The sequence below is a fragment of the Paenibacillus sp. V4I3 genome, from assembly GCF_030817215.1.
Classification (GTDB): domain Bacteria; phylum Bacillota; class Bacilli; order Paenibacillales; family NBRC-103111; genus Paenibacillus_E.
Genome location: NZ_JAUSZA010000001.1, coordinates 3,139,701 through 3,158,123, shown reverse-complemented (window position 1 = coordinate 3,158,123; position 18,423 = coordinate 3,139,701). Strand labels below are relative to the sequence as shown.

General features: G+C 46.7%; 22 protein-coding genes and 1 tRNA gene. 7 read left to right on the top strand and 16 right to left on the bottom strand.

Annotated elements, in window-relative coordinates; genetic code table 11:
• The first annotated feature begins 22 nt into the window (after positions 1-22).
• Entirely contained in the window at positions 23-973 is a 951-nt protein-coding gene (locus tag QFZ77_RS14580) for a hypothetical protein (RefSeq protein WP_307440676.1), read from the top strand.
• Positions 974-1,018: 45 nt separating this feature from the next.
• Here the strand turns inward: QFZ77_RS14580 and QFZ77_RS14575 are convergent, their stop codons facing one another.
• The 3 genes from QFZ77_RS14575 to QFZ77_RS14565 all read right to left on the bottom strand — a co-directional run bounded on the left by QFZ77_RS14575 (position 1,019) and on the right by QFZ77_RS14565 (position 2,354).
• On the bottom strand, positions 1,019-1,639 hold the full coding sequence (locus QFZ77_RS14575; RefSeq protein ID WP_307449523.1) for an SGNH/GDSL hydrolase family protein: 621 nt from the start codon (positions 1,637-1,639) through the stop codon (positions 1,019-1,021).
• A gap of 156 nt (positions 1,640-1,795) precedes the next feature.
• Positions 1,796-1,993, bottom strand: coding sequence for a YqzE family protein (locus QFZ77_RS14570; RefSeq protein WP_307440674.1), 198 nt, complete (start codon positions 1,991-1,993; stop codon positions 1,796-1,798).
• 79 nt (positions 1,994-2,072) lie between these two features.
• Complete coding sequence (locus QFZ77_RS14565; protein WP_307440671.1) at positions 2,073-2,354, bottom strand: hypothetical protein; 282 nt, start codon at positions 2,352-2,354, stop codon at positions 2,073-2,075.
• A gap of 167 nt (positions 2,355-2,521) precedes the next feature.
• Between QFZ77_RS14565 and QFZ77_RS14560 the strand changes: the two genes are divergently transcribed.
• Complete coding sequence (locus tag QFZ77_RS14560; protein ID WP_307440669.1) at positions 2,522-2,764, top strand: hypothetical protein; 243 nt, start codon at positions 2,522-2,524, stop codon at positions 2,762-2,764.
• An 80-nt stretch (positions 2,765-2,844) separates the two neighbouring features.
• Here the strand turns inward: QFZ77_RS14560 and QFZ77_RS14555 are convergent, their stop codons facing one another.
• Positions 2,845-3,498 (bottom strand): Bax inhibitor-1/YccA family protein, encoded by a 654-nt coding sequence (locus QFZ77_RS14555; protein WP_171691792.1) that lies wholly within the window; start codon positions 3,496-3,498, stop codon positions 2,845-2,847.
• A gap of 151 nt (positions 3,499-3,649) precedes the next feature.
• Positions 3,650-3,733 (bottom strand) — tRNA-Leu (locus tag QFZ77_RS14550).
• A gap of 149 nt (positions 3,734-3,882) precedes the next feature.
• On the opposite strand from QFZ77_RS14550, the gene QFZ77_RS14545 reads away from it, so the two are divergent.
• Complete coding sequence (locus QFZ77_RS14545; RefSeq protein ID WP_047685908.1) at positions 3,883-4,062, top strand: hypothetical protein; 180 nt, start codon at positions 3,883-3,885, stop codon at positions 4,060-4,062.
• Between the two features lie 73 nt (positions 4,063-4,135).
• On the opposite strand, the gene QFZ77_RS14540 is transcribed toward QFZ77_RS14545, so the two are convergent.
• A complete protein-coding gene (locus QFZ77_RS14540) occupies positions 4,136-4,906 on the bottom strand; it encodes an adenosylcobinamide amidohydrolase (RefSeq protein WP_307440663.1) in 771 nt (256 codons plus the stop codon).
• Positions 4,896-5,159, bottom strand: coding sequence for a hypothetical protein (locus QFZ77_RS14535; RefSeq protein ID WP_373462602.1), 264 nt, complete (start codon positions 5,157-5,159; stop codon positions 4,896-4,898). Before QFZ77_RS14535 ends, QFZ77_RS14540 begins: the two co-directional genes overlap by 11 nt.
• Positions 5,160-5,311: 152 nt before the next feature.
• Here QFZ77_RS14535 and QFZ77_RS14530 point away from each other — a divergent pair, with 152 nt between their 5' ends.
• Positions 5,312-5,629 carry a hypothetical protein gene (locus QFZ77_RS14530; protein WP_307440662.1) on the top strand — a complete coding sequence of 106 codons (318 nt, stop codon included), beginning with the start codon at positions 5,312-5,314 and terminating at the stop codon, positions 5,627-5,629.
• A gap of 715 nt (positions 5,630-6,344) precedes the next feature.
• Here QFZ77_RS14530 and QFZ77_RS14525 read toward each other — a convergent pair.
• Positions 6,345-6,671 carry a hypothetical protein gene (locus tag QFZ77_RS14525; RefSeq protein ID WP_057306882.1) on the bottom strand — a complete coding sequence of 109 codons (327 nt, stop codon included), beginning with the start codon at positions 6,669-6,671 and terminating at the stop codon, positions 6,345-6,347.
• Positions 6,672-6,751: 80 nt separating this feature from the next.
• Positions 6,752-7,321: a xanthine phosphoribosyltransferase gene (locus QFZ77_RS14520; protein ID WP_307440658.1), complete on the bottom strand. Its 570-nt coding sequence runs from the start codon at positions 7,319-7,321 to the stop codon at positions 6,752-6,754.
• Positions 7,322-7,590: 269 nt separating this feature from the next.
• Here QFZ77_RS14520 and QFZ77_RS14515 point away from each other — a divergent pair, with 269 nt between their 5' ends.
• Positions 7,591-8,307 carry a hypothetical protein gene (locus QFZ77_RS14515; RefSeq protein WP_307440656.1) on the top strand — a complete coding sequence of 239 codons (717 nt, stop codon included), beginning with the start codon at positions 7,591-7,593 and terminating at the stop codon, positions 8,305-8,307.
• Between the two features lie 80 nt (positions 8,308-8,387).
• Here QFZ77_RS14515 and QFZ77_RS14510 read toward each other — a convergent pair whose 3' ends face one another.
• Positions 8,388-8,993: a DedA family protein gene (locus tag QFZ77_RS14510; RefSeq protein ID WP_307440655.1), complete on the bottom strand. Its 606-nt coding sequence runs from the start codon at positions 8,991-8,993 to the stop codon at positions 8,388-8,390.
• 141 nt (positions 8,994-9,134) lie between these two features.
• Here QFZ77_RS14510 and QFZ77_RS14505 point away from each other — a divergent pair, with 141 nt between their 5' ends.
• Positions 9,135-10,175, top strand: a complete 1,041-nt coding sequence (locus QFZ77_RS14505; protein ID WP_307440653.1) for a YkvI family membrane protein — start codon at positions 9,135-9,137, stop codon at positions 10,173-10,175.
• Here the strand turns inward: QFZ77_RS14505 and QFZ77_RS14500 are convergent.
• Genes QFZ77_RS14500 through QFZ77_RS14480 form a run of 5 tightly spaced genes read right to left on the bottom strand, consistent with a single transcriptional unit; the run spans position 10,107 to position 16,579 of the window.
• Positions 10,107-10,544 carry a hypothetical protein gene (locus tag QFZ77_RS14500; RefSeq protein WP_307440651.1) on the bottom strand — a complete coding sequence of 146 codons (438 nt, stop codon included), beginning with the start codon at positions 10,542-10,544 and terminating at the stop codon, positions 10,107-10,109. The genes QFZ77_RS14505 and QFZ77_RS14500 overlap by 69 nt on opposite strands.
• A 39-nt stretch (positions 10,545-10,583) precedes the next feature.
• Positions 10,584-10,862 carry a hypothetical protein gene (locus QFZ77_RS14495; RefSeq protein ID WP_307440649.1) on the bottom strand — a complete coding sequence of 93 codons (279 nt, stop codon included), beginning with the start codon at positions 10,860-10,862 and terminating at the stop codon, positions 10,584-10,586.
• Positions 10,863-10,888: 26 nt separating this feature from the next.
• Positions 10,889-14,116, bottom strand: coding sequence for an AAA family ATPase (locus QFZ77_RS14490; protein ID WP_307440647.1), 3,228 nt, complete (start codon positions 14,114-14,116; stop codon positions 10,889-10,891).
• 5 nt (positions 14,117-14,121) lie between these two features.
• A complete protein-coding gene (locus tag QFZ77_RS14485; protein ID WP_307440645.1) occupies positions 14,122-15,390 on the bottom strand; it encodes a metallophosphoesterase family protein in 1,269 nt (422 codons plus the stop codon).
• Positions 15,391-15,418: 28 nt separating this feature from the next.
• Positions 15,419-16,579, bottom strand: a complete 1,161-nt coding sequence (locus tag QFZ77_RS14480; protein ID WP_307440643.1) for a glycosyltransferase family 4 protein — start codon at positions 16,577-16,579, stop codon at positions 15,419-15,421.
• 173 nt (positions 16,580-16,752) lie between these two features.
• Between QFZ77_RS14480 and QFZ77_RS14475 the strand changes: the two genes are divergently transcribed.
• Positions 16,753-17,889: a GGDEF domain-containing protein gene (locus QFZ77_RS14475; protein WP_307440641.1), complete on the top strand. Its 1,137-nt coding sequence runs from the start codon at positions 16,753-16,755 to the stop codon at positions 17,887-17,889.
• 118 nt (positions 17,890-18,007) lie between these two features.
• Here the strand turns inward: QFZ77_RS14475 and QFZ77_RS14470 are convergent, their stop codons facing one another.
• Positions 18,008-18,367 carry a DUF1304 domain-containing protein gene (locus QFZ77_RS14470; protein WP_307449517.1) on the bottom strand — a complete coding sequence of 120 codons (360 nt, stop codon included), beginning with the start codon at positions 18,365-18,367 and terminating at the stop codon, positions 18,008-18,010.
• Between the last annotated feature and the right edge of the window lie 56 nt (positions 18,368-18,423).

Sequence of the window (18,423 nt, the reverse complement as noted above, 5' to 3'; positions counted from 1 at the left end):
AACGATAGGTAGGTGAACGAGGATGAAGCTGTGGACAACATGGACGGCGGCTTGCTTCATTAGTGTGGGCAGTTTATTATTCATACCGCTCCAAACCTCTGCAGGCGACTCCGTAGAACGGACAAGCTATACGCAGACGGCAAGGGAAACGATAGCTAGTAACATAGAGACGAAGCCATTACCAGAATTGCGGAGCGAATCCTCTTTGACCGCTACGATCAACACTTGGCGAACAACTCTCGCTCGAGAATCCGGGTTTGAAAGCTGGCAGACGGCAGTCTGGAACAGTTATCCTCTCGGGCCAGGCACACATGGTTGGGTGGTTATCCTCACCGATCATGGACAGGATGTTGGCTACATGATCGTACATGCCACTGATAACGGGTCCTTCCGATTAACCGAATACGGAACTGGCAACAATCCGCTATTCAGCTTGACCACGCTGTATCGTTCTTTGGTACAGCAGGAACTCATTCCAACTACTACTTCTTACTCCGATTTTGTTCAAAATGAAACGATTATTTTAGACCGACTTTACATGGACCAGCTAACCGCTGTGTGGAAAATAAGTTTGCAAGATCAAACGTACTATTTGGATGCCAAATCCGGAGAGCTGCTTCCGCTCAAAGAGGACCCTACCCCGAGGATCAAAGAGGATCAGCCAGAAGCAACCGATCTGTCGAGCAAAGTTCAAACGGCGTTATATCCTGCCTTTGATCCTTATGATCGACTCCCATGGGTCAAAGGCAAGCCGCTTCCAGTGACCAAACTGAGCGAACTTCAAAAGGCTTTAAACCCTCAAGCCAAGTTAACCTATGTCACCGAGCTCTATGATGGGCAAGTCACGCTGCCGCTCGCCATTCTTGGTTATCAACAATGGGTAGCTGGGGATACCTACCTGACTTTAGATCATGTCGGATCACGTTACGTGCTGCTGGAGAATGCTTTAAAGTTAGGACATATTTTTCCGTAAAAAAAGCCTTAGACCGCTGAATCCAGAGGTCTAAGGCTTTGCGCGTTATTTCCAAGTAAAATCAATAGCTTTCAGAAAAGCTTTAGCTAAAACGGTATGTCCTACGTTGTTCGGATGTACACGATCCCAAGCGATGTAGGCTGGGTAGTAAGCCTGGAGTACAGGTTCAAAGGCAGCTTGTGTATCCACGAAAAGGGAGCCCGTTTCTTCGGCTATCTGTTTCACGACTGCCCCGTATTGATCCATTTTGGAACGCATAGCATCTTGCGGATTCGGCTCTATGTAAAAGGGTGTCATCACTACGAGCCCTTTGACAAGAGGACGTGTCTGTTCGACTAGCTCTCTTAACGTCTTTTCATAAGTCTCAATGCCCACTTGCTTTTCCTTTTGATGCGGTACGTCAAAATGCCTCCATACGTCATTAATACCGATCATGATAGATAACCAGTCTGGCTTCAAATCGATGACATCCGTTTGCCATCTGGCTTTGAGATCAAGTACCGTATTGCCGCTGGTACCCACATTGACGGTACGAATTTGAAGCTCTGGATACGTTGCATTGATCAGCCCGTCCACGATAGAAACATAGCCTTTACCTAAAGCTCCGAATAATCCTTCGCCAATCGGTCTTGATCGTTCGCAATCCGTAACGGAATCACCAATCATGACAAGCTTATTGTTTTTTTTCAAGTTTCATTATGACTTCTTCCCCCAATTTTTGGTAGTACGTTCGTCCTGACTATATTCGATATATAAACAAAAAAACCTCTCGCACCAATCATCAGGATGAAGTATCTCCCGATTATAGGTGAAGAGGCTTTGTTATTTTATCTTTTTGGGTTTTGCCTGATCAATCAGCATCCTTGTGGCCAGCGGCAGCATGCCGAACCAGCGTGTTTGCCAGCTTTCCCGCTGTTCCTTGCTTATGGCTTTGACCTGCTGACGAACTTCCCTTGGTGTTTCTATATACGTAACGACTTGCTGTGTTATGTACTTAACCAGATCATCGCTTTTTGCCATATGTCCACCTGCCTTCTATCCCTATTTTAACCACAGAGACAGGAGCTTAAACTAGCCAAAGACAGGTGGATATAGGGTATTAACCGAGTTTGCCGCCACTCTCCGCAATGATTTTGTCTGCAAAAGATTTAATCGTGCTGCAGCCTAACAGCATCGGTTTATTATCACACTGCAATAACAAGGTATGAGCGTTGGTATCCCACGCATATTGAAATCCGACATTCATGCCAACCACCGTAATCATGAACTTGCCTTGTGCTGCATTAGGAATCGTAAAGCCCTGCTTTCTGCCGACTTGTTGTAAGGCTTTGAATACCGAAGACGAAATCCCTCTATACGTCCATGTGCTGCAAGCCGCCATAGGTCATCTCCTCTCTCCCCTTATAGGATCATTAAATTGTATGAACAGAAAAAGCAAATCGTGCTTGTTTCTTTTAAAATCCATTGATCATAGCTTAGTCTTACACTTCTATTCACGTTAACCAAGCATACACTAGAGCAAGTAGAGAGAGAGAGGTGTTGGCTTGTATGTGGAAACAGATGCTGCTAACGGAGCAGCTAGAGATTCAAATGGATGAATCCAATCATCTACTCGAGGTCAAATTGATCAGATCCGAGCAGGAGGAAACAGCGACCGTTCGATTGAAACATGCTGAACTCATCCAAATCCTGCATACCCTGCTCGAAATTAATCGAAGCTTCCGCGGAGATATTTCCTATTTTCATTCCGTTCAAGTTCAGGTCAAGCCTAAGCTCGATCTCCTAAGATAGCTTAAAATTAAAAAAAGCACCTTCGATTCCCACCCTACGGTGAGATACGAAAGTGCTTTTTGGTGTTTCTGACGATCTGTTTAATCCCTGTTTAATCCAACAATTGAGGCTAAGAACTTCAAGATATACAAGAAGAGATTAATGAAATCGAGATAAATATTTAATGCTGCGAGTGGAACCTCTTCCGCGGATACACCGTTTCGGTATTGAGCCACATCATAGAGAACCCAACCACTGAAAATCAAGATGCCGATCATCGACCATACTAGGTTCATCGCAGAACCAAAGTTAACGAACATACCGACCACACTCATGAGCACGAGCCCAATCGTTCCTGCAAACAAGAAGCCGCCTAGAAAGCTGAAATCACGCTGCGAACGATGAGCATAGAAGGCAAGTCCGCCGAAAATTGCTGCAGTCGCGAAGAATGCGCCAGATACGACGTTTGCCCCCAGCATACCGCCATACGCCATAATGACTGGGTACAGAGTAACCCCTGAAATCGCAGTAAATGCATAAAGAAAGCCGTAGCCGATATGTTTGCCGCGAACACGAATGATGATTGCTGCCACCAACATGACTACCTCAGCAATGATGAAAAGCATAATCATCGATGGTGGAACGACAATTGCACCGATCAATGTCCCTAGGAAGGAAACCAACAGGGAAATAGCAAACGTTTGAAGCACATGAGCAAAACTTCCAGAATGCGTAACCGTAATCGTTCTATCCATGAAACATCAGCCCCTTTGTAATGATGTACAATCTATACTATGTATTATACCTAGTTTTCATGAAAGTCGCTATATTATTGAAAAAGATGAACAGCGTTTCATAAAACAAAACAACCCCTTCAGACGTATCTGAAAGGGTTGTTGCTTGGTATGCGATCAAGAGGACTCGAACCTCCACGGGGGTAAGCCCACACGGACCTGAACCGTGCGCGTCTGCCAATTCCGCCATGATCGCGTATGCGGCTGCTCTATGAACAAAGTCATAATAGCTGCGACAAAACTTAATATAACACGGGAAATGAGAGCTAGTCAACGATACTTTTTACAATTCGTGAATAATTCATCCCTTCACTCCTAACCCTATTCGCAAAGGAGGAATGACTCATGAATGAGGAAGAAATCAACGCCTTGGAACCGAAATATACAGGCAACCAAAGGGATCTTACAGAAGGTGAAGCTGAAGCCATTGTGCATGATCCTAACTACAAAAGTGAAGATGAGGATGAATCTGGACTAGGCGCGATAGCAACTGCTGCTGCCTACGGAGTTTTCCGTAGAACATAAATAACTAAGCTTGAATCATTTATGAAAATGGTAGACCCAGCCCAATTAAACATGCCCTACTTATCCACACGGATTAGTAGGGCGTTTGTTCATACAATTGACCTGAATGTATGATGGCTTCGTATACCGTTCTTCCGATCAAGTAACCAAGCGCGGTCGCTGTACCCGCGTAACGATAGGTCTGGCCTCGGCATGTTGCAGCAATAAGTACGGCATCGGTAGTCGTTCCTGTCGCTGGCTGGCCCTCAACGAGGATGCCTAATGCTTGAAGAGCCGCTGCTTTAGCCTCGGTTGCCGTAATGACAGCATTAACCATGGCTGCGTCGGTTAAGCAACCGTTGATAACGACAATTGTGTTAATTGTTCCAGGGTAAAGGGAAGCGGAAGGGAGCTCAGCTCCTGCTCTTGCTTTATTCCCCAGCCCCACCGTAACCCACGAGCAAACATGAAGTGACTCCTGCTCTGGCTTCATCGCAAGTTTCTGACCGAATTCGCTGATATCATCGTCTTCGCCCGTTTCCCAGGTAACGCTGCTGTAGCCAACGTCCTTTACCTTCGCCGCGGTTAGCATCCCTGCTGTCTCTTGAGGATTCAAACCCTCACGCTGGATGAATTCATCCATCTCACGAAGCGGATCAGCCTCATTATACAGCTTGTCCACTTGCCGATTCATCATCACCTTATGCGTGCCGAATCCACCGCCCCATGGCGAAGAATTCAGCGTTCGCAGCGGATGTTCACTGCAAATCTGCAAGTAAGCACCTTGGGGAGAACTAACCAAGTCCATGCGAATCCCAGAGATAGGAACCTCCATTGATTCTATCCATGAATCCTTATTCGTCATCAGAAACGCCATCTGGTTCGATGGGATCCTGCGGAAGCATGAATTCAGGAGGTCTTTCGTTCTCGTATGGTTGATAGATATAATTGCGTGCGAGCTTGACTACTTTGCGGTTTTTCTTGCGAATTAACACACTCTCATCATCCCAAGCAACTACACTTCCACGCACATCATTCGTTGGGCTGACATCCCGAATAACACGCAATAATGTGCTTTCAACTCTATATTGATCAAGCTGTTCTTCAGATATCATCATCTTACCTCCAACATTTCATATGTACTTCTTAAGCATACACCAATTCGCATTTAGTTCAAACTTTACATAAAACCGCTTTACTGAGGTTAACTTAACTAATGACGAAACAAAGTTAACGCAAATCGCAAACTTACTCCATGGGAGGTTCTATAGTGGATAAAAAAACGTACTACATCAACGTTGGCACGGGGGAAGTTCTGGAAGACAAAGATGCACTTAATTTCGAATTCGAGATCTCGGCAACCGAAGAAGAAATTGATAAGCTTCAAGAGCTTTTCGAGGAAACCGATAACTCCTCACAAGGCAGCTATGCAACTTCATGGCTTCCTTGGAAAGTCTATTACTCCAATGAGGCCAATCAGGAATACGATTATTATTTAACTGAAGTGTATCGAACCCTTCACAAGCTTGGTTCCGAACAAACGAAAAGGCATATTGAAAGCATGAACATTTTACAAAATGGAGTCTAAGTCTAAATCTTGAGTCTAAGCATGCGTCTGACTCCATTTTTCCCTTCAATCCGAAAATGACTGCCTCTGGTTCTTTGAAGGAGCGTCGATTCTTATTTCAACGCTAACGTTGCACGAAAGCTGATAAAGCCTTCGATGTGAAAAATATAAATTGAATACAATATTTAGATATTTGTTTTTTAGGCAGTGAGCATAACAGTTGATCTCTAATCAAAAGTAGGTCACTTTTCCAAAAAAATTGGTGTCTATTTGGTTATATTACCCTTTATTACGCTTAGACTTTTTTACATAGACGCCTTCTGACGGTGCAACTTCTACTGGTTTAGCTGGTTCGTGTTTCTTCTGCCAACCTTTCCTCAGGAAAAAGGATTTAAGCGCAGGAACCTCATGCTTTACATAGATCTCAGGCTAGCTGAGAGCGCCTTTTGAGCGCTTTCGGGCGGCGTAAGGTTTATTGTAGAGCTGAGAGCGCCGAAACGGCGCTTAAAGTTTTAAGTTTGGAGTTTTTGCGTACCTTAGGAGCAGAAAAGCGGGCTGAGAGCACCTTTTTGGCGCTCTCAGGCGGCGTAGAGGTTTGTTTTAGAGCTGAGAGCGCGGAAACGGCGCTTAAAGTTGTAGGTTTGGAGTTTTTATGCATGTTAGCAGGTTTATATCATAGAAAAAGGCCAACGAATCCTCTTCGGATCCATTGGCCTCTTTCTTATATGGGCATAAATTAACTAACATGTTCCTTCGAATCATTCGTCTCGTACCAGAAATCAAGGACTTTGCTAGACATTACGCGCTTCTGAATATACTCCACTTGTGCGGCGGAGAAATGTTGTTCCCATTCGATTGTCAGTTCTGTGCAGAGCTTTACGATCGTTAACAACTCGGACCATGCTACATATCGTTTGTACCAGAAAAATTGAGGGTGTTCGATCATATACGGATACAGGTCATCAAACTCTGTATGCTTACAATCAAGCGCACGTTCAAAATGTGTTTTGGCTTCCCCAAGCTTTGTCATAAAATATTCAATGGAACCATTTTCGATACCCATAGATGTCAGCCTCCTCTCATACCATGTAATCATTATAAAGGATAAATCGGTTTGAGGGAAGACTTGAACAAATTGTAAAATCAGTCAAAAGTGATTTGACCATTCGCCAGTGAGGAAATCCGAGCTAAGGATTCTACACGAATTCCACGCTCTCGAATGGAGCTTCCACCAGCTTGGAAGGATTTTTCTACCGCAATCCCTACACCAACAAGCTCAGCTTCCGCTTTTTCAATGATGCGAATTAATCCGCGTGCTGCATCTCCATTAGCGATAAAATCATCGATCAGCAGAACTCGCTCGCCTTTGTGAAGCAAATGAGAGGATACCATAATGTCCGTAACAATCCCTTTGGTAAAGGAAGGCACACGCTCACTATATGTATCTTGATCCATAGTCAACGTCTTCTTCCGACGTGCAAATACCATGGGAACCTCAAGATGTAAAGCTGTCGTATAGGCGATCGGAATACCGGACGATTCTACGGTAAGCACCTTGTCAGGCTTCGTTTCTCTAAACAATCTTGCAAATTCTTTCCCCATCTCCATGATGAGCACAGGATCAACCTGATGATTAAGTATGGCATCCAGCTTGAGTACTTGATCCGATACGACTACACCGACCTCTAGGATCCGCTGTTTTAACAATTCCATGATTCTAGCCCCCTAAACCTGTCTATTATGAGTAAGTTACCATATTGATGAAGTAGGTTTCAAGTCCCAATTTGTGATTATCCCTCTTTTGAAGTGAAACTTTTACTCTGTATAAGGTGTCTATATGTATGTAGGGTTCAGCATTTTGAAATTTGTCTACAATTGCTCACATTTGGGTAACTTGATGCATTGAAATAGAACCAGAAAACAGTATGATTAGTAATGTTGTATTATTCACACCAATTATTCGGCAGAAAGGATTGATGGCGATGAACAACCTGCTTAGACCTATCATGCTTGGCTTTGTGCCAGTAGCATTTGCTTCAATACTGTTAGCTGGATGCCAAGAGTCATCTGCTCCTTCCGGACAGCCTACTATAGATCCAACTAACCATGTACAAAATAGCTCGAGTCCAGTTAGCACACCCCCTGCGATCGTAGTAGCAACAGCAACGGCAGCACCTTCATCAACACCGGAAGACACGGCCAAACACGAGGCACAAGTCGCAGGCACGTCCAAAACGGATTTAACGGACATCCCGCAATTATCTGCGAGTGCGAAGCCAACTGCCAAGCCGAAGATTAAAGCAGAGGATGCGTATCAACAAGAGAAACCAACGTTGATGGGCTTGAAGCTCGGAACGAGTAAAGACGTAGTGCTCGAACGTTTTGGGAAGGCGAAGAAACAATTCGTGATGGATGCAGATGAGGACGCCATTCAAGTCTATGACTTCACGGATTTCTCCGTAGGCTTCAATAAGAAGGATGTCCTTGAGTTCGTTGATGTACATTCCACGGAGATTGATCCTGGACTTCGCGGATTGCGCCTTGGTCAGAAAGTCCAAGACGCTATTGCCATTCTAGGCAAACCGGACACCAACTCAACCTATGTTCTCTCCTACAAGTCGCAAGGAACACTACTTAAGCTCGACATTGATCCAAATGAGAGCACCATCCAATCGATTAAGCTTTTCGCTAACCATTAATCCGCAAAGAATACAAAATAAGACCATGATTGCTCCTCTTATAGGATGACACTCATGGTCTTATTTCATGTGTATGGGAATCAGACCGCTCTCCGCTTCCGGAATCGGAAGTAAATGGCCGTTCCAATAATGGCTATAACCGCTATAGTCACTAAGCTTATTCCCATATATTTATGAATTAATTGAAATAAACCCTCCAAATTGCTGCCAATAAAATGCCCTAATGTTAAAAAGGTTGTACACCACAGCAGCGCTCCTGTACCCGCAAAGAACAAATACTTATAAAACTTGACCCCGCTTACACCTGACAAATAACAGGTGAAATGACGAACCCCCGGCACGAAATACCCAAAGAAAACAGTCCAGAGCCCATACTTCTTAAACCAACCCTCGGCCCGTTCAATCCGGTTCGGTGTTAGTTTGAACCATTTGCCATACCGATAAAGAAACGGTTTACCCACACGATGACCGATTAAATAACTGACAATCATCCCTGTCATCGTGCCTGCGTATATCACCATTAACGTTGTTCCAAAATCAAAGGGACCTCCAAGTGCCGTTAACGAACCCACGAAAGCCATCAGGGTTTCATCTGGTACGGGTACCCCAACGATTCCGGCAGATAGCAAAAGGTATAAAGCAATATATCCATAATGACTTATGAAATCATATAGAAATTCCTTCACAAAAGACTCACTCCCGCATTGTACTTCTTCTTATTCATTCCCATTTTAGCAGAAACGAGAGCTTGCCCCAAGTTCCAGTCATGCACATGGGATCACGAACATACCTTGTACTATATCAAACGAAAGAAAGCGGGGCAATCTATGCGAACAGGTTCACAGATCGTCCGTGTTGCCTTTACCTACATTGGAACGGTTGTTGGAGCAGGGTTCGCTTCTGGACAGGAGATCCTGCAGTTCTTCACACGTTACGGCTGGCTAGCCACATTGACGATTGCTTTATCCAGCATCCTTTTCATCTGGATTGGCATTAAACTCATGCTGATGGCTCATGATCTGAAGGCAGCATCTTATGAGGATTTGAATCGGGCCATTTTTGGCCATAGAATTGGTAATGCCATTAGCTTGTTTATGATGATTGTCCTTTTTGGGATTACAACCGTCATGCTCGCCGGGGGCGGAACGGTCTTTGAAGAACAGCTGCACCTCTCTTACCAAACAGGACTATTCGTGACATTAGTTCTCGCCTATTTCGTATTGTCCCGCGGAATTGGCGCTATTATGACAGTGAATTCAATCGTCGTTCCCATCATGCTGCTCTTCAGCTTGGTCATCGTCGTTTATACGTGGCATTCGCCATCTTCAGGAAACTGGCTGCGCATTACAAGCGATGATCCGTTAGAAAAAATATGGTTCGCACCTTTCCTCTATACCGCCTTTAACTTGGCGATGGCCCAAGCCGTACTCGTTCCAATGGGAGCATCCATCCGCAACAGATCTGTTCTATACTGGGGCGGACTCCTTGGCGGTACAGGCATTGGTCTGCTTCTGTTATCTGCACATTACGCACTCTCTGCGCAAATGCCAGGTATCGCACAATTCGAGATCCCAATGGGAAATATTATTACCCGACTAGGGTCCGTGCCGCAAGTTGCTTATTTACTCGTTATATACGGTGAAATTTTCACAACCTTTATTGCTGACGCTTACGGCTTGTCCCAGCAGCTTCAGCAGCGCGTGAAACTAAACCCTAAGGTAATCCTCGTCAGTATCCTTGGGCTAAGCTATTTAATCAGTCAAATAGGATTCAAAATATTACTTTCCGCATTGTATCCCCTATTTGGCTTTATCAGTGTTATCTGGCTCGTTCTGATGATCTGGCGCAACCGTAACCGTGCGATGTAGGGCTCCTGACTGAATAAAACCAAGTACGACAACCAATCGTACAAACAACAGAAGCATGCCCATAGCAGAAATAATGATTCCTGTGAGCAGGTAGGAGAAATGGAAATTGGCAATAACCGTTTGATCTCGCCAAACCGCAAATAACTCGGCTAACAACAGTAAAAGACCGATGATAAATAATAAGATTACTGCGTAATCAATGACCGTCCATTTTGAAAAGTATTTGACGGCAATTTCCACCTGACCTGCTGGTTTTGGTGCTGCTCCCTGCTGCTTCCAAAGCTGATGAACCATCCAAGCTGTATATATGCCAACCCCTGTTACAAAAAGGCCCAGCAGGCCACCTATAATGGCTAATATCATGTTCATAAAGCTGATCCCCCCTCTTTATTCAACCCTTATTTGCTGCTAGCCATGACGCAACCCATAAATGAGAACAAGCGTTAATAGGAAACAGAAGACTGGAAGCGAATAAAGTAAGGGGAGAAGCAGCCAGCTTGGAAGACTCATGGCTGGAAGCCAAAACAGCTGGAGACGCTTTTCTCCAACATGACACTCAACTTCCAAGGATGATTTGACCGCTAAAGCTTCCGATGCCCCTTCATTCCATTCGATCTTCCCCTTCTTCCATCCGACCTGATAGGTAATTTCCCGATGGTCTTTCCTCTTATCGTTTCCTGATTCCACTTTCGATTCCTCCATTGTTAACGCTTCTACAAACGAATTAAGCGATTTCCGGGAATAACTCTTGCTGCCGCATCTCGCACGTGGCCGTGACAGGTAAAGAGCAGAACTTGATGCCTGCTGCTTAAGTCTGCAAGGACACGCAAACAGTTCTCCATCCGTTCCTCATCGAAATTGACGAGAATATCGTCCATCACAAGCGGTAAAATAGCCTTTCCAGCATACTCCTCGACGAGTGCAAAGCGCATGGATAAGTAGAGCTGATCTGCCGTTCCCCGACTAAGCTGACTCGTATCAAGCGACTCTCCATTCGTTCGTATTGCGACTAGACGCTGCTCTCCGAATGGCGCTTTGACATGGGTGAAGGCACCGTTCGTCATCTTCGCAAAGTAATCCGATGCTCGCAGAAGAACGCCGGGCTGCCGTTCATGCTCATAAACATCGCGGGCTTTCTTCATTAGCAGTGAAGCGAATGAAGCTACAGCATATTGATCAACTTGCTGTCGAATGGTCGCTCTATAAGCTTCGGCTTGAAGAAGATGGTCTGCATGTTCTGAGCCTGTCTCCAGCTTCTCAATTTGTCCTGATAGCTTACCAACAACCTCTCGAAGTTCATTCGTTTCATGGGCAGTAGCGGTTAATTGGTCTTGGAGGGATGCCATTTGAAGTGCGATATCATCTTCTCCATGGGTTTCCAATAGCTCGGTGTAGCTGGCAAGTAATGAGCGGCTGAGTAACGTTTCGAGCGAGGATTCCAGCAATGTTTGTTCTTCCGTCAGTTTCCTTCGTTCTTCCTGCTCTCTCTGATGAATACGAAGTTCTTCACCGTCACTTGCAGAGGCTTCCTGTAAAAGTTGTTCCAACCGAGCTTGTGTACGCTGCTCGTTTGACTGTAGAAGCTGCAGCTCTTGCTCGGTTTCCAAATAAAGCTGTTCGCCATGCTTCTTCTCCGCAAGCAGCTTCAGTTGTTCTTGCTCCTGCTCTTTCCAGCGTTTGAGCGCGAATACGGGTTCTTGACGTACCTCTGGTGAAAACCGAAGAAGTGAACCGACTGTTTTTTCATAGTGATCGATGTTCGTTACTAATGTCTCAAGCTTGGACTCCAGCTTATGAAGCTGACGAAGACTTTCCTGCCCTTGCTCAATCGTCTGGAATGTTTCTAGCAGAGCGTCCACTGATAACTGCGAACTTAGTCCAAGCGATTGCAGCCAATGACTCCAATCCGATTGGAGCTGATCTGACTCCATCACAAGCTGCTCGAAATAGCCACTGCGCTGATCTTCTTGCTGCCGAAGAGATTGCAGCATCTCCTTCGTATCCTGCAGCTTCTCTAGTTTACGAAGCAGCTCACTGCGTTGTTGTTTATTTTGGTCAGCTTCTCGCATCCATGCATCCAGTTGAGGCTGGAGCACCTCAAGAGGGATTGATGCGGAACGGCCCACCGAAGTAGCAGTTGATGCTGCCGCAGCTTCAACATAGCCCGTTTGCTGCTGGGCAAAAGTCTGGATTTGTTCTTGCAGGCGGCGCTCCAGCAAGCGAAGTTCATCGCTCAGACTTTCATCCCTGATCGGGGATGAAGTCATCGCTCGGGAAGAGCGATTCTCTGTCGCTGCACGATCAGAAACAAGCATATAGAGTGCAGTACCAGCAAATAAAAGAAAAGCGCAGAGAGCTGCCACCCAGCTGCTTTGCCATAACAGCAATAATGGCGCCAACACGGCCAATAGGCCGGATATGAATATGAAGCGCTGACGAAGTCTCCTCGAGGCCGTTTTGCCAGCTTTCGCTGCTTCTTCCAGAGTAAGCTGAAACTGGTTTTCCACAGCATCGCGTTCTTTTTGATGTGCAAGCTCTCTCACAAGCTGCTGCCAGCGCGCATAATCTCTCGCTATAAGTTGCAAAGCAGAAGATGGGTCTGCTCCTCCCCAACCGGGAGAGGCTGAACTATCTGTTCTTACCCCGCTTTTATGTAAATCGGATTCCAAGCTCCTTACCGTATCTTGGTCGCGTTTGACCTGCTGCTGCAGACTCTCCAGCTCTGTTCTGACGCGCAGCTCACTGTCCTTGCACTTATGAAACTGTGCTTTGTAAGCTCGTACCTGTTCACGCAGGGAAATCGTTACCGAGAAAGAGGCTAAATCTGTCTCCTCCCAGTGAACATCTATTTGTTTAAGCAGCCTGTCTACCTGCGCACGTTGGTGCTCCTGCTCCACGCGCATTTGATCCACGCTGCGTTTATTCTCTTCATATATGGCTGTTTGCTCCAGCCAATGATTCAGCTCGATCTGATGCTCGAGCAGATCAGGCACAAGCTCTATGGCGCGTAGCTGGCTCATTAGGCTTTCCTGCCGCAGCAGGAGCCGAGTGCGCTCCGCATGGATGCGCTCCAGCTCTGCCTCGAGCGCGTCAAGCCTTGCCGAGGCATGCTCGGGGAAGCCCGCCAGCGCAGGCAGCGCCGCCAGCTCCTGGCCGATCTGACGCAAGCGGATCCATCCGCTGCGCGCCTTGCCGGCCAGGCCAAGCTTGTGCAGCTCCGCGCGCAGCAACTCCTGCTGCCCCTCCAAGGCAGCAATGCGCTCCTCCGCGGAGCGGCGCTCCGCCAACAGCCGATCGTAGTCGGCTGCGGGGTCCCGGCTGCGGCGCAGCGACTGCTCCAGACCCTCAAGCTCCTTCAGGAGACGGTTCATCTCCTGATTGCGCCCGCGGGGTCTGTACAGGCTGTCGGCCTGCGCCGTCAGCTTGCGCTCGGCCTCCATAATGGCCGAGCCGCTCACACCAAGCCCAGCGCTATATAGATAGCCGCTGAGCTCGTCTGTCTGCAGGGTGCGCAGCTCCTGCAGCTCGGTTAAACCGAAAGCGAACAAGCTGCGGAAGAGGTCGGCCGATAGGCCGCCCAGCAGCGTGTTCAGCAGGTCTTCACCCCCGGTGGTGCCATCACCGAGGGTGACCTTGACGAGCCCCGCAGAGGCTCGTCTGCCGCCTGCGGCGGGCGCATCGTAGCGCTCGACACGAATGAGCTGACCCTGCTCATCGAGCAGGGTTAGCGCTCCTCCATGGGCGCCGCCGCCCAGCGGCTCGTATCGTTCCAACCGGCTCTGACGAGTTGGAAAGCCGAACAGCACCGCGCGGACGAAGCCCATGAGCGTGCTCTTGCCCGCTTCGTTGGCGCCATAAAACAGCACCAGCGGGCTATCGGTATCAAGCTGCCGCTCGCGCAGGCTGCCGAAACCTTGAACCTGCATGGATACGATTCTCATCCATGTCACCCCCCATCCGCGGACAACAGGTCCGCGGCTAATTCTTGTGCGGCGCGCAGCCACTCGAGCAGCCGTTCAGGCTCAGCCGCAGCCGGATCACCGGCTGCTTGCGGCAAGCTCTGCAGCGCGGCCAGCGCCTCGCTTGCAAACAAAGCAAGCGCTTCGTCGTCGCCTTGCAGCGCAGCCGAATACCGCAGGAGGTCGCCAAGGAAGCTCTTCTCCTGCTGTAAGGCCTCGAGGTCGAGTTCACTTGCCGTTCGGTCCTCAATGGATTCCACCCAGACGAAGCGGCTCCGCTCATCTTCTTCCTCACGCAGTTCGGCGGTCAGCTCCTGCAGAGCCCGCCCTTTGCGCAGCAAGCTATGCACCGCGCTGCGCCCTTCCAGAACAAGTCGGACGACGGCATCTCTGCCGTCCGCCTCTGCTCTAATCCGCTCAAGCTGCTCACCGAGCCGGTCTTTCAATTCCTGCTCTGTCTGTATGCCTGCCACAGACAGCCGCTCTAGGAACCAACGAACCTGATCCAACGCATGAAAGGTGAGCTCAGCTCGTCCATACTCAGTCATATCGACAATGTAACACCCACGTGGTCCTGTTTCCCGAATACTTCGGCCCTGCAGGTTCCCTGGGTAAACAATCGCCGGCTGTTGATGAAGCACGTTCCTCGTATGTACATGGCCTAACGCCCAGTAGTTCATACCTGCTTCAAGCAAATCCTGCTTGCTGCAAGGGGCATAATTGTCATGACCGGGATCACCGTCGACATTCGTATGTAATAGGCCGATCTGACATACCTTTTCTCGGCCGACTTTAAATTTAACAGCTAAATTATCCGTTACCCCAGCGCTTCGATACGAAATGCCATGAATCTGGGCAATGACGCCGCGATGCGGCTTTTCCACGTTAATCGTCTCCACTTGATCGCACGCAAAAAAATGGACTGCTGCCGGCCAATCCAGCTTCGCGGCACGTCCATCCTCCGGGTCATGATTACCATGAATAATGTAAGTAGGAATTCCTTGCTCTTCTAATTGCTCCAATGCTTTCTGGAAGCGAATTTGAGCGCGCAAGGAGCGATCGGATAAATCATATACATCCCCACTAATGAGTACAAAATCTACCTGCTCTTGTATCGCTAAAGCCACGAGTTCCTTGAGCGCTTCAAACGTTGATTCTCGTATTCGCTCACGAACCCGTTCAGGCAGCGCCGACATGCCTTTGAACGGACTGTCCAGATGCAGGTCGGCGGCATGCATAAACCGCAGTCGTTTCATCGCTCTAACGCCTTCCTATTCAGCTTTTTTAACTATCCGCACTATCATCGTCATTTGGTTGTACAGCGGCTTGATAACTTTCATACACACTTTTCAGCTGCCGAAGCACTCGGTTCAATGAGTAGGTTTTCTTCGCCTTCTCCCAAGCAGTTCGTGCTAAATTGTAGCGGAAAGTAGGATCAATGACGACTTTTTCCAGAGCATGGCTAAGCGCCATCGCATCACCAACCGGCACAAGCAAGCCGTTATGTCCATGTTCGATTTGCTCAGCAATCCCTCCGACGTCGGTTCCAATCAACGCTAACCAGCATAGTGCTGCCTCCGCAAATACAGACCCGAATGCCTCCGCGCGCGATGGCAGAACGAATACATCAAAGAACGGCATAAATTCTTCTGGATGCAGCATATAGCCGTAGAAAATTGTTTCTTCGTAAATATTATGCTGAATCGCCAGTTTCTCAAGTTCTTCTCGGCTTGGTCCATCACCAATAATATGTAAAACGAAGGGATGACCGCGTTTTTTCAACTCTCCGCAAGCAATCAACAGTGTATCGAGCCCTTTGGCAGGCACTAAACGGCAAACGGTTATGAACTGCGTAACTGGATTTTCATGTGAAATCGGACGAAAACGCTTTTCATCAAAACCATTTGGAATAACGCCTATCCGTTCACTATCCTGCATATATTCCGCCATATATTGCTTGAACGAGTTAGAGACCGTGATCATCTGATCGACTCTCGCTTCAAGCTCTCCGTAAATTTGAGTAAGGAATTGATGCTCCACGCCATTCTCCTGAATACGTCCATTCAAAATAAGTTCTCTCTCAAAACTGGAGTGAATGGTCAAGATGACGGGTGTTTCCGGATAAATCTGCTTCATGGCAAGTGCCGCAATCGGATGATGGGCATGGATAATATCATACTTTTTGGAAATTCTCAACTTCGTCCACCAAACATAATCCTTGTACGTCTGAATGTATTTATCAACGATCGGGTTTCCGGCATACTTCCGCCAATCAAAAGTGGCGAACTCCACTTCCTCAGTACCCTTGCCACGAATCCGCTTAGGTAGCGAAAATAATTCCATTTCCCAGCCTTTTTTATTAAAACGGTCCAATATATAGGGAACCATGGATGACACCCCACCCGGCTGTTCCGGGGGGAAAAACAATGCTTGCAATATGTTCATTGCATGAGCCCCTCTCCCAAATCCTTGAGCTTACCTTCTTATTGTAACTTGTGTGCGCCGAATAGAAAAGAGAACACCTGTCGAGCCCTTACAATCGTTTCTATCCCTCTCTCGCATTTTCCTTTATAATAGATTCATTACATGTCGAAAAACAGGGGATTTTGGAGGAAAGTATGAAAGTTGTTGATCTGCTTTTCGGTGATTTAGCTTCATTATTATCGAATGCCATTATCGTTGTCATTGTTGCCCTTATGTTCGTGATCTCTCTTCGATTATTTCTAGACCGTCGCAAAAAAGGCTACATGTCGATGACCATTTCACTAGTTATTGTAGGCATTCATTACCTTCTCCAGTTATATTTAACACTTAGCGATATGGATACAAGTTTAACCGCCTATATGCGGCTAATGCTTAAAATAATATCGTTCATCCTTATTAACATGGGGATCTATCAATTATACAATCGCACGAATCGTAAACAGTACATATTCTTCTATGGCTTAATGATTATGGGTTTTGTCGTTTCAATTCTTCATTTCAGTGTGCCAAATATGTATAGCGGCACGCAAGAGCAAGTTAGATTGCTTCAGGATATTGGTCTTGAGCTCTATGTATTTGTGCTGATCTTCCTATGTTTCTACACGATCCCACCGTACATCGGACAACAGGTCAAATACCAACTGGCACTGACGGTTTACTTTTTCATTCAATCTGTCCACCTTGTAAATGCCTATATGTATGGAAACGTTCAACCTGTGTTATCCATTGCAGCCAATGTCTTACCGATTATTTATTATTTTCTATTGTTTATGCTGCTATTTGAACGTGTCGTAGAGCTTATGCAGGCCATTTATAATTCATCCATAACGGACGGGCTTACACGTCTATATAATCGCAAATTTTTCTATAACCGCGTTGCGCAATATGTTGGACGGCATTTGCCTGTGTACATTTTGTTTAGCGACATTGATAATTTCAAGAAGCTAAATGATACCCAAGGTCATCAGATGGGGGACGATGTGCTCAAGCAGGTTGCGCTGATTATGAAAGAAGAAGCCGAAGAATGCGGCATTGCCGGCCGATACGGTGGCGAAGAGATGGTCGTCATGGTGACTGATCCTAGTGTCAAAATGGATGCATTTGCAGAACGCGTTCGCAGTCGAATTGAGAAGGAAACGATTGTAACCGCAAGTATCGGCTACAGCAAGTATAAGAATGGCCTAAGCGCCGAGGCGCTCATCAAACAGGCTGATGAAGCCATGTATCGAGCAAAAACAAGTGGCAAAAATAAGGTAGTGAAGTATGCCTAAATTGGCTAAATAAATAAAGGAAGTCCCAAGTAGCTATAGGGACTTCCCTTATTTATTGCGATAAAACCTTACTTATGTATGTCTGTAAATGACTGTTTACTTATGTAGTATTGTGATCTTACAGAAGGACAAAAAGAAGAGCAATGACCGCAGGCAAACCCTGTACCAGTAAAATCGACTTTTTTGCAGTTGCCCCGCCATACAAGGCAGCAATAATGACACAGATTAAGAAGAAGATCTCAATGGAACGACCCATGGATGCATCAGGGTGAACGAGTCCCCATACAAGACCAGCCGCAAGAAATCCATTGTATAAGCCTTGATTAGCAGCAAGTGATTTGGTTTCCGTGGCTTGTTCCTTCGTCAAGCCGAAGGCTTTCAAACCACGAGGTGTTGTCCATAAAAACATTTCCAAAATTAGAATGTAGATATGCTCTATGGCTACGATGCCAACAAATAGGGAAGCTAACATGAATATCTCCTCCTTTCACAGTCATTTTACTTGAAAAGCTATCTCTTGGCTACAGAGCAGAT

Bases quoted from the DNA above. Each gene is read 5' to 3' on its own strand.
- QFZ77_RS14580 (WP_307440676.1), top strand. From the start codon at position 23: ATGAAGCTGTGGACAACATGGACGGCGGCTTGCTTCATTAGTGTGGGC.
- QFZ77_RS14575 (WP_307449523.1), bottom strand. From the start codon at position 1,639: ATGATTGGTGATTCCGTTACGGATTGCGAACGATCAAGACCGATTGGC.
- QFZ77_RS14570 (WP_307440674.1), bottom strand. From the start codon at position 1,993: ATGGCAAAAAGCGATGATCTGGTTAAGTACATAACACAGCAAGTCGTT.
- QFZ77_RS14565 (WP_307440671.1), bottom strand. From the start codon at position 2,354: ATGGCGGCTTGCAGCACATGGACGTATAGAGGGATTTCGTCTTCGGTA.
- QFZ77_RS14560 (WP_307440669.1), top strand. From the start codon at position 2,522: ATGTGGAAACAGATGCTGCTAACGGAGCAGCTAGAGATTCAAATGGAT.
- QFZ77_RS14555 (WP_171691792.1), bottom strand. From the start codon at position 3,498: ATGGATAGAACGATTACGGTTACGCATTCTGGAAGTTTTGCTCATGTG.
- QFZ77_RS14545 (WP_047685908.1), top strand. From the start codon at position 3,883: ATGAATGAGGAAGAAATCAACGCCTTGGAACCGAAATATACAGGCAAC.
- QFZ77_RS14540 (WP_307440663.1), bottom strand. From the start codon at position 4,906: ATGACGAATAAGGATTCATGGATAGAATCAATGGAGGTTCCTATCTCT.
- QFZ77_RS14535 (WP_373462602.1), bottom strand. From the start codon at position 5,159: ATGATGATATCTGAAGAACAGCTTGATCAATATAGAGTTGAAAGCACA.
- QFZ77_RS14525 (WP_057306882.1), bottom strand. From the start codon at position 6,671: ATGGGTATCGAAAATGGTTCCATTGAATATTTTATGACAAAGCTTGGG.
- QFZ77_RS14520 (WP_307440658.1), bottom strand. From the start codon at position 7,321: ATGGAATTGTTAAAACAGCGGATCCTAGAGGTCGGTGTAGTCGTATCG.
- QFZ77_RS14515 (WP_307440656.1), top strand. From the start codon at position 7,591: ATGAACAACCTGCTTAGACCTATCATGCTTGGCTTTGTGCCAGTAGCA.
- QFZ77_RS14505 (WP_307440653.1), top strand. From the start codon at position 9,135: ATGCGAACAGGTTCACAGATCGTCCGTGTTGCCTTTACCTACATTGGA.
- QFZ77_RS14500 (WP_307440651.1), bottom strand. From the start codon at position 10,544: ATGAACATGATATTAGCCATTATAGGTGGCCTGCTGGGCCTTTTTGTA.
- QFZ77_RS14490 (WP_307440647.1), bottom strand. From the start codon at position 14,116: ATGAGAATCGTATCCATGCAGGTTCAAGGTTTCGGCAGCCTGCGCGAG.
- QFZ77_RS14485 (WP_307440645.1), bottom strand. From the start codon at position 15,390: ATGAAACGACTGCGGTTTATGCATGCCGCCGACCTGCATCTGGACAGT.
- QFZ77_RS14480 (WP_307440643.1), bottom strand. From the start codon at position 16,579: ATGAACATATTGCAAGCATTGTTTTTCCCCCCGGAACAGCCGGGTGGG.
- QFZ77_RS14475 (WP_307440641.1), top strand. From the start codon at position 16,753: ATGAAAGTTGTTGATCTGCTTTTCGGTGATTTAGCTTCATTATTATCG.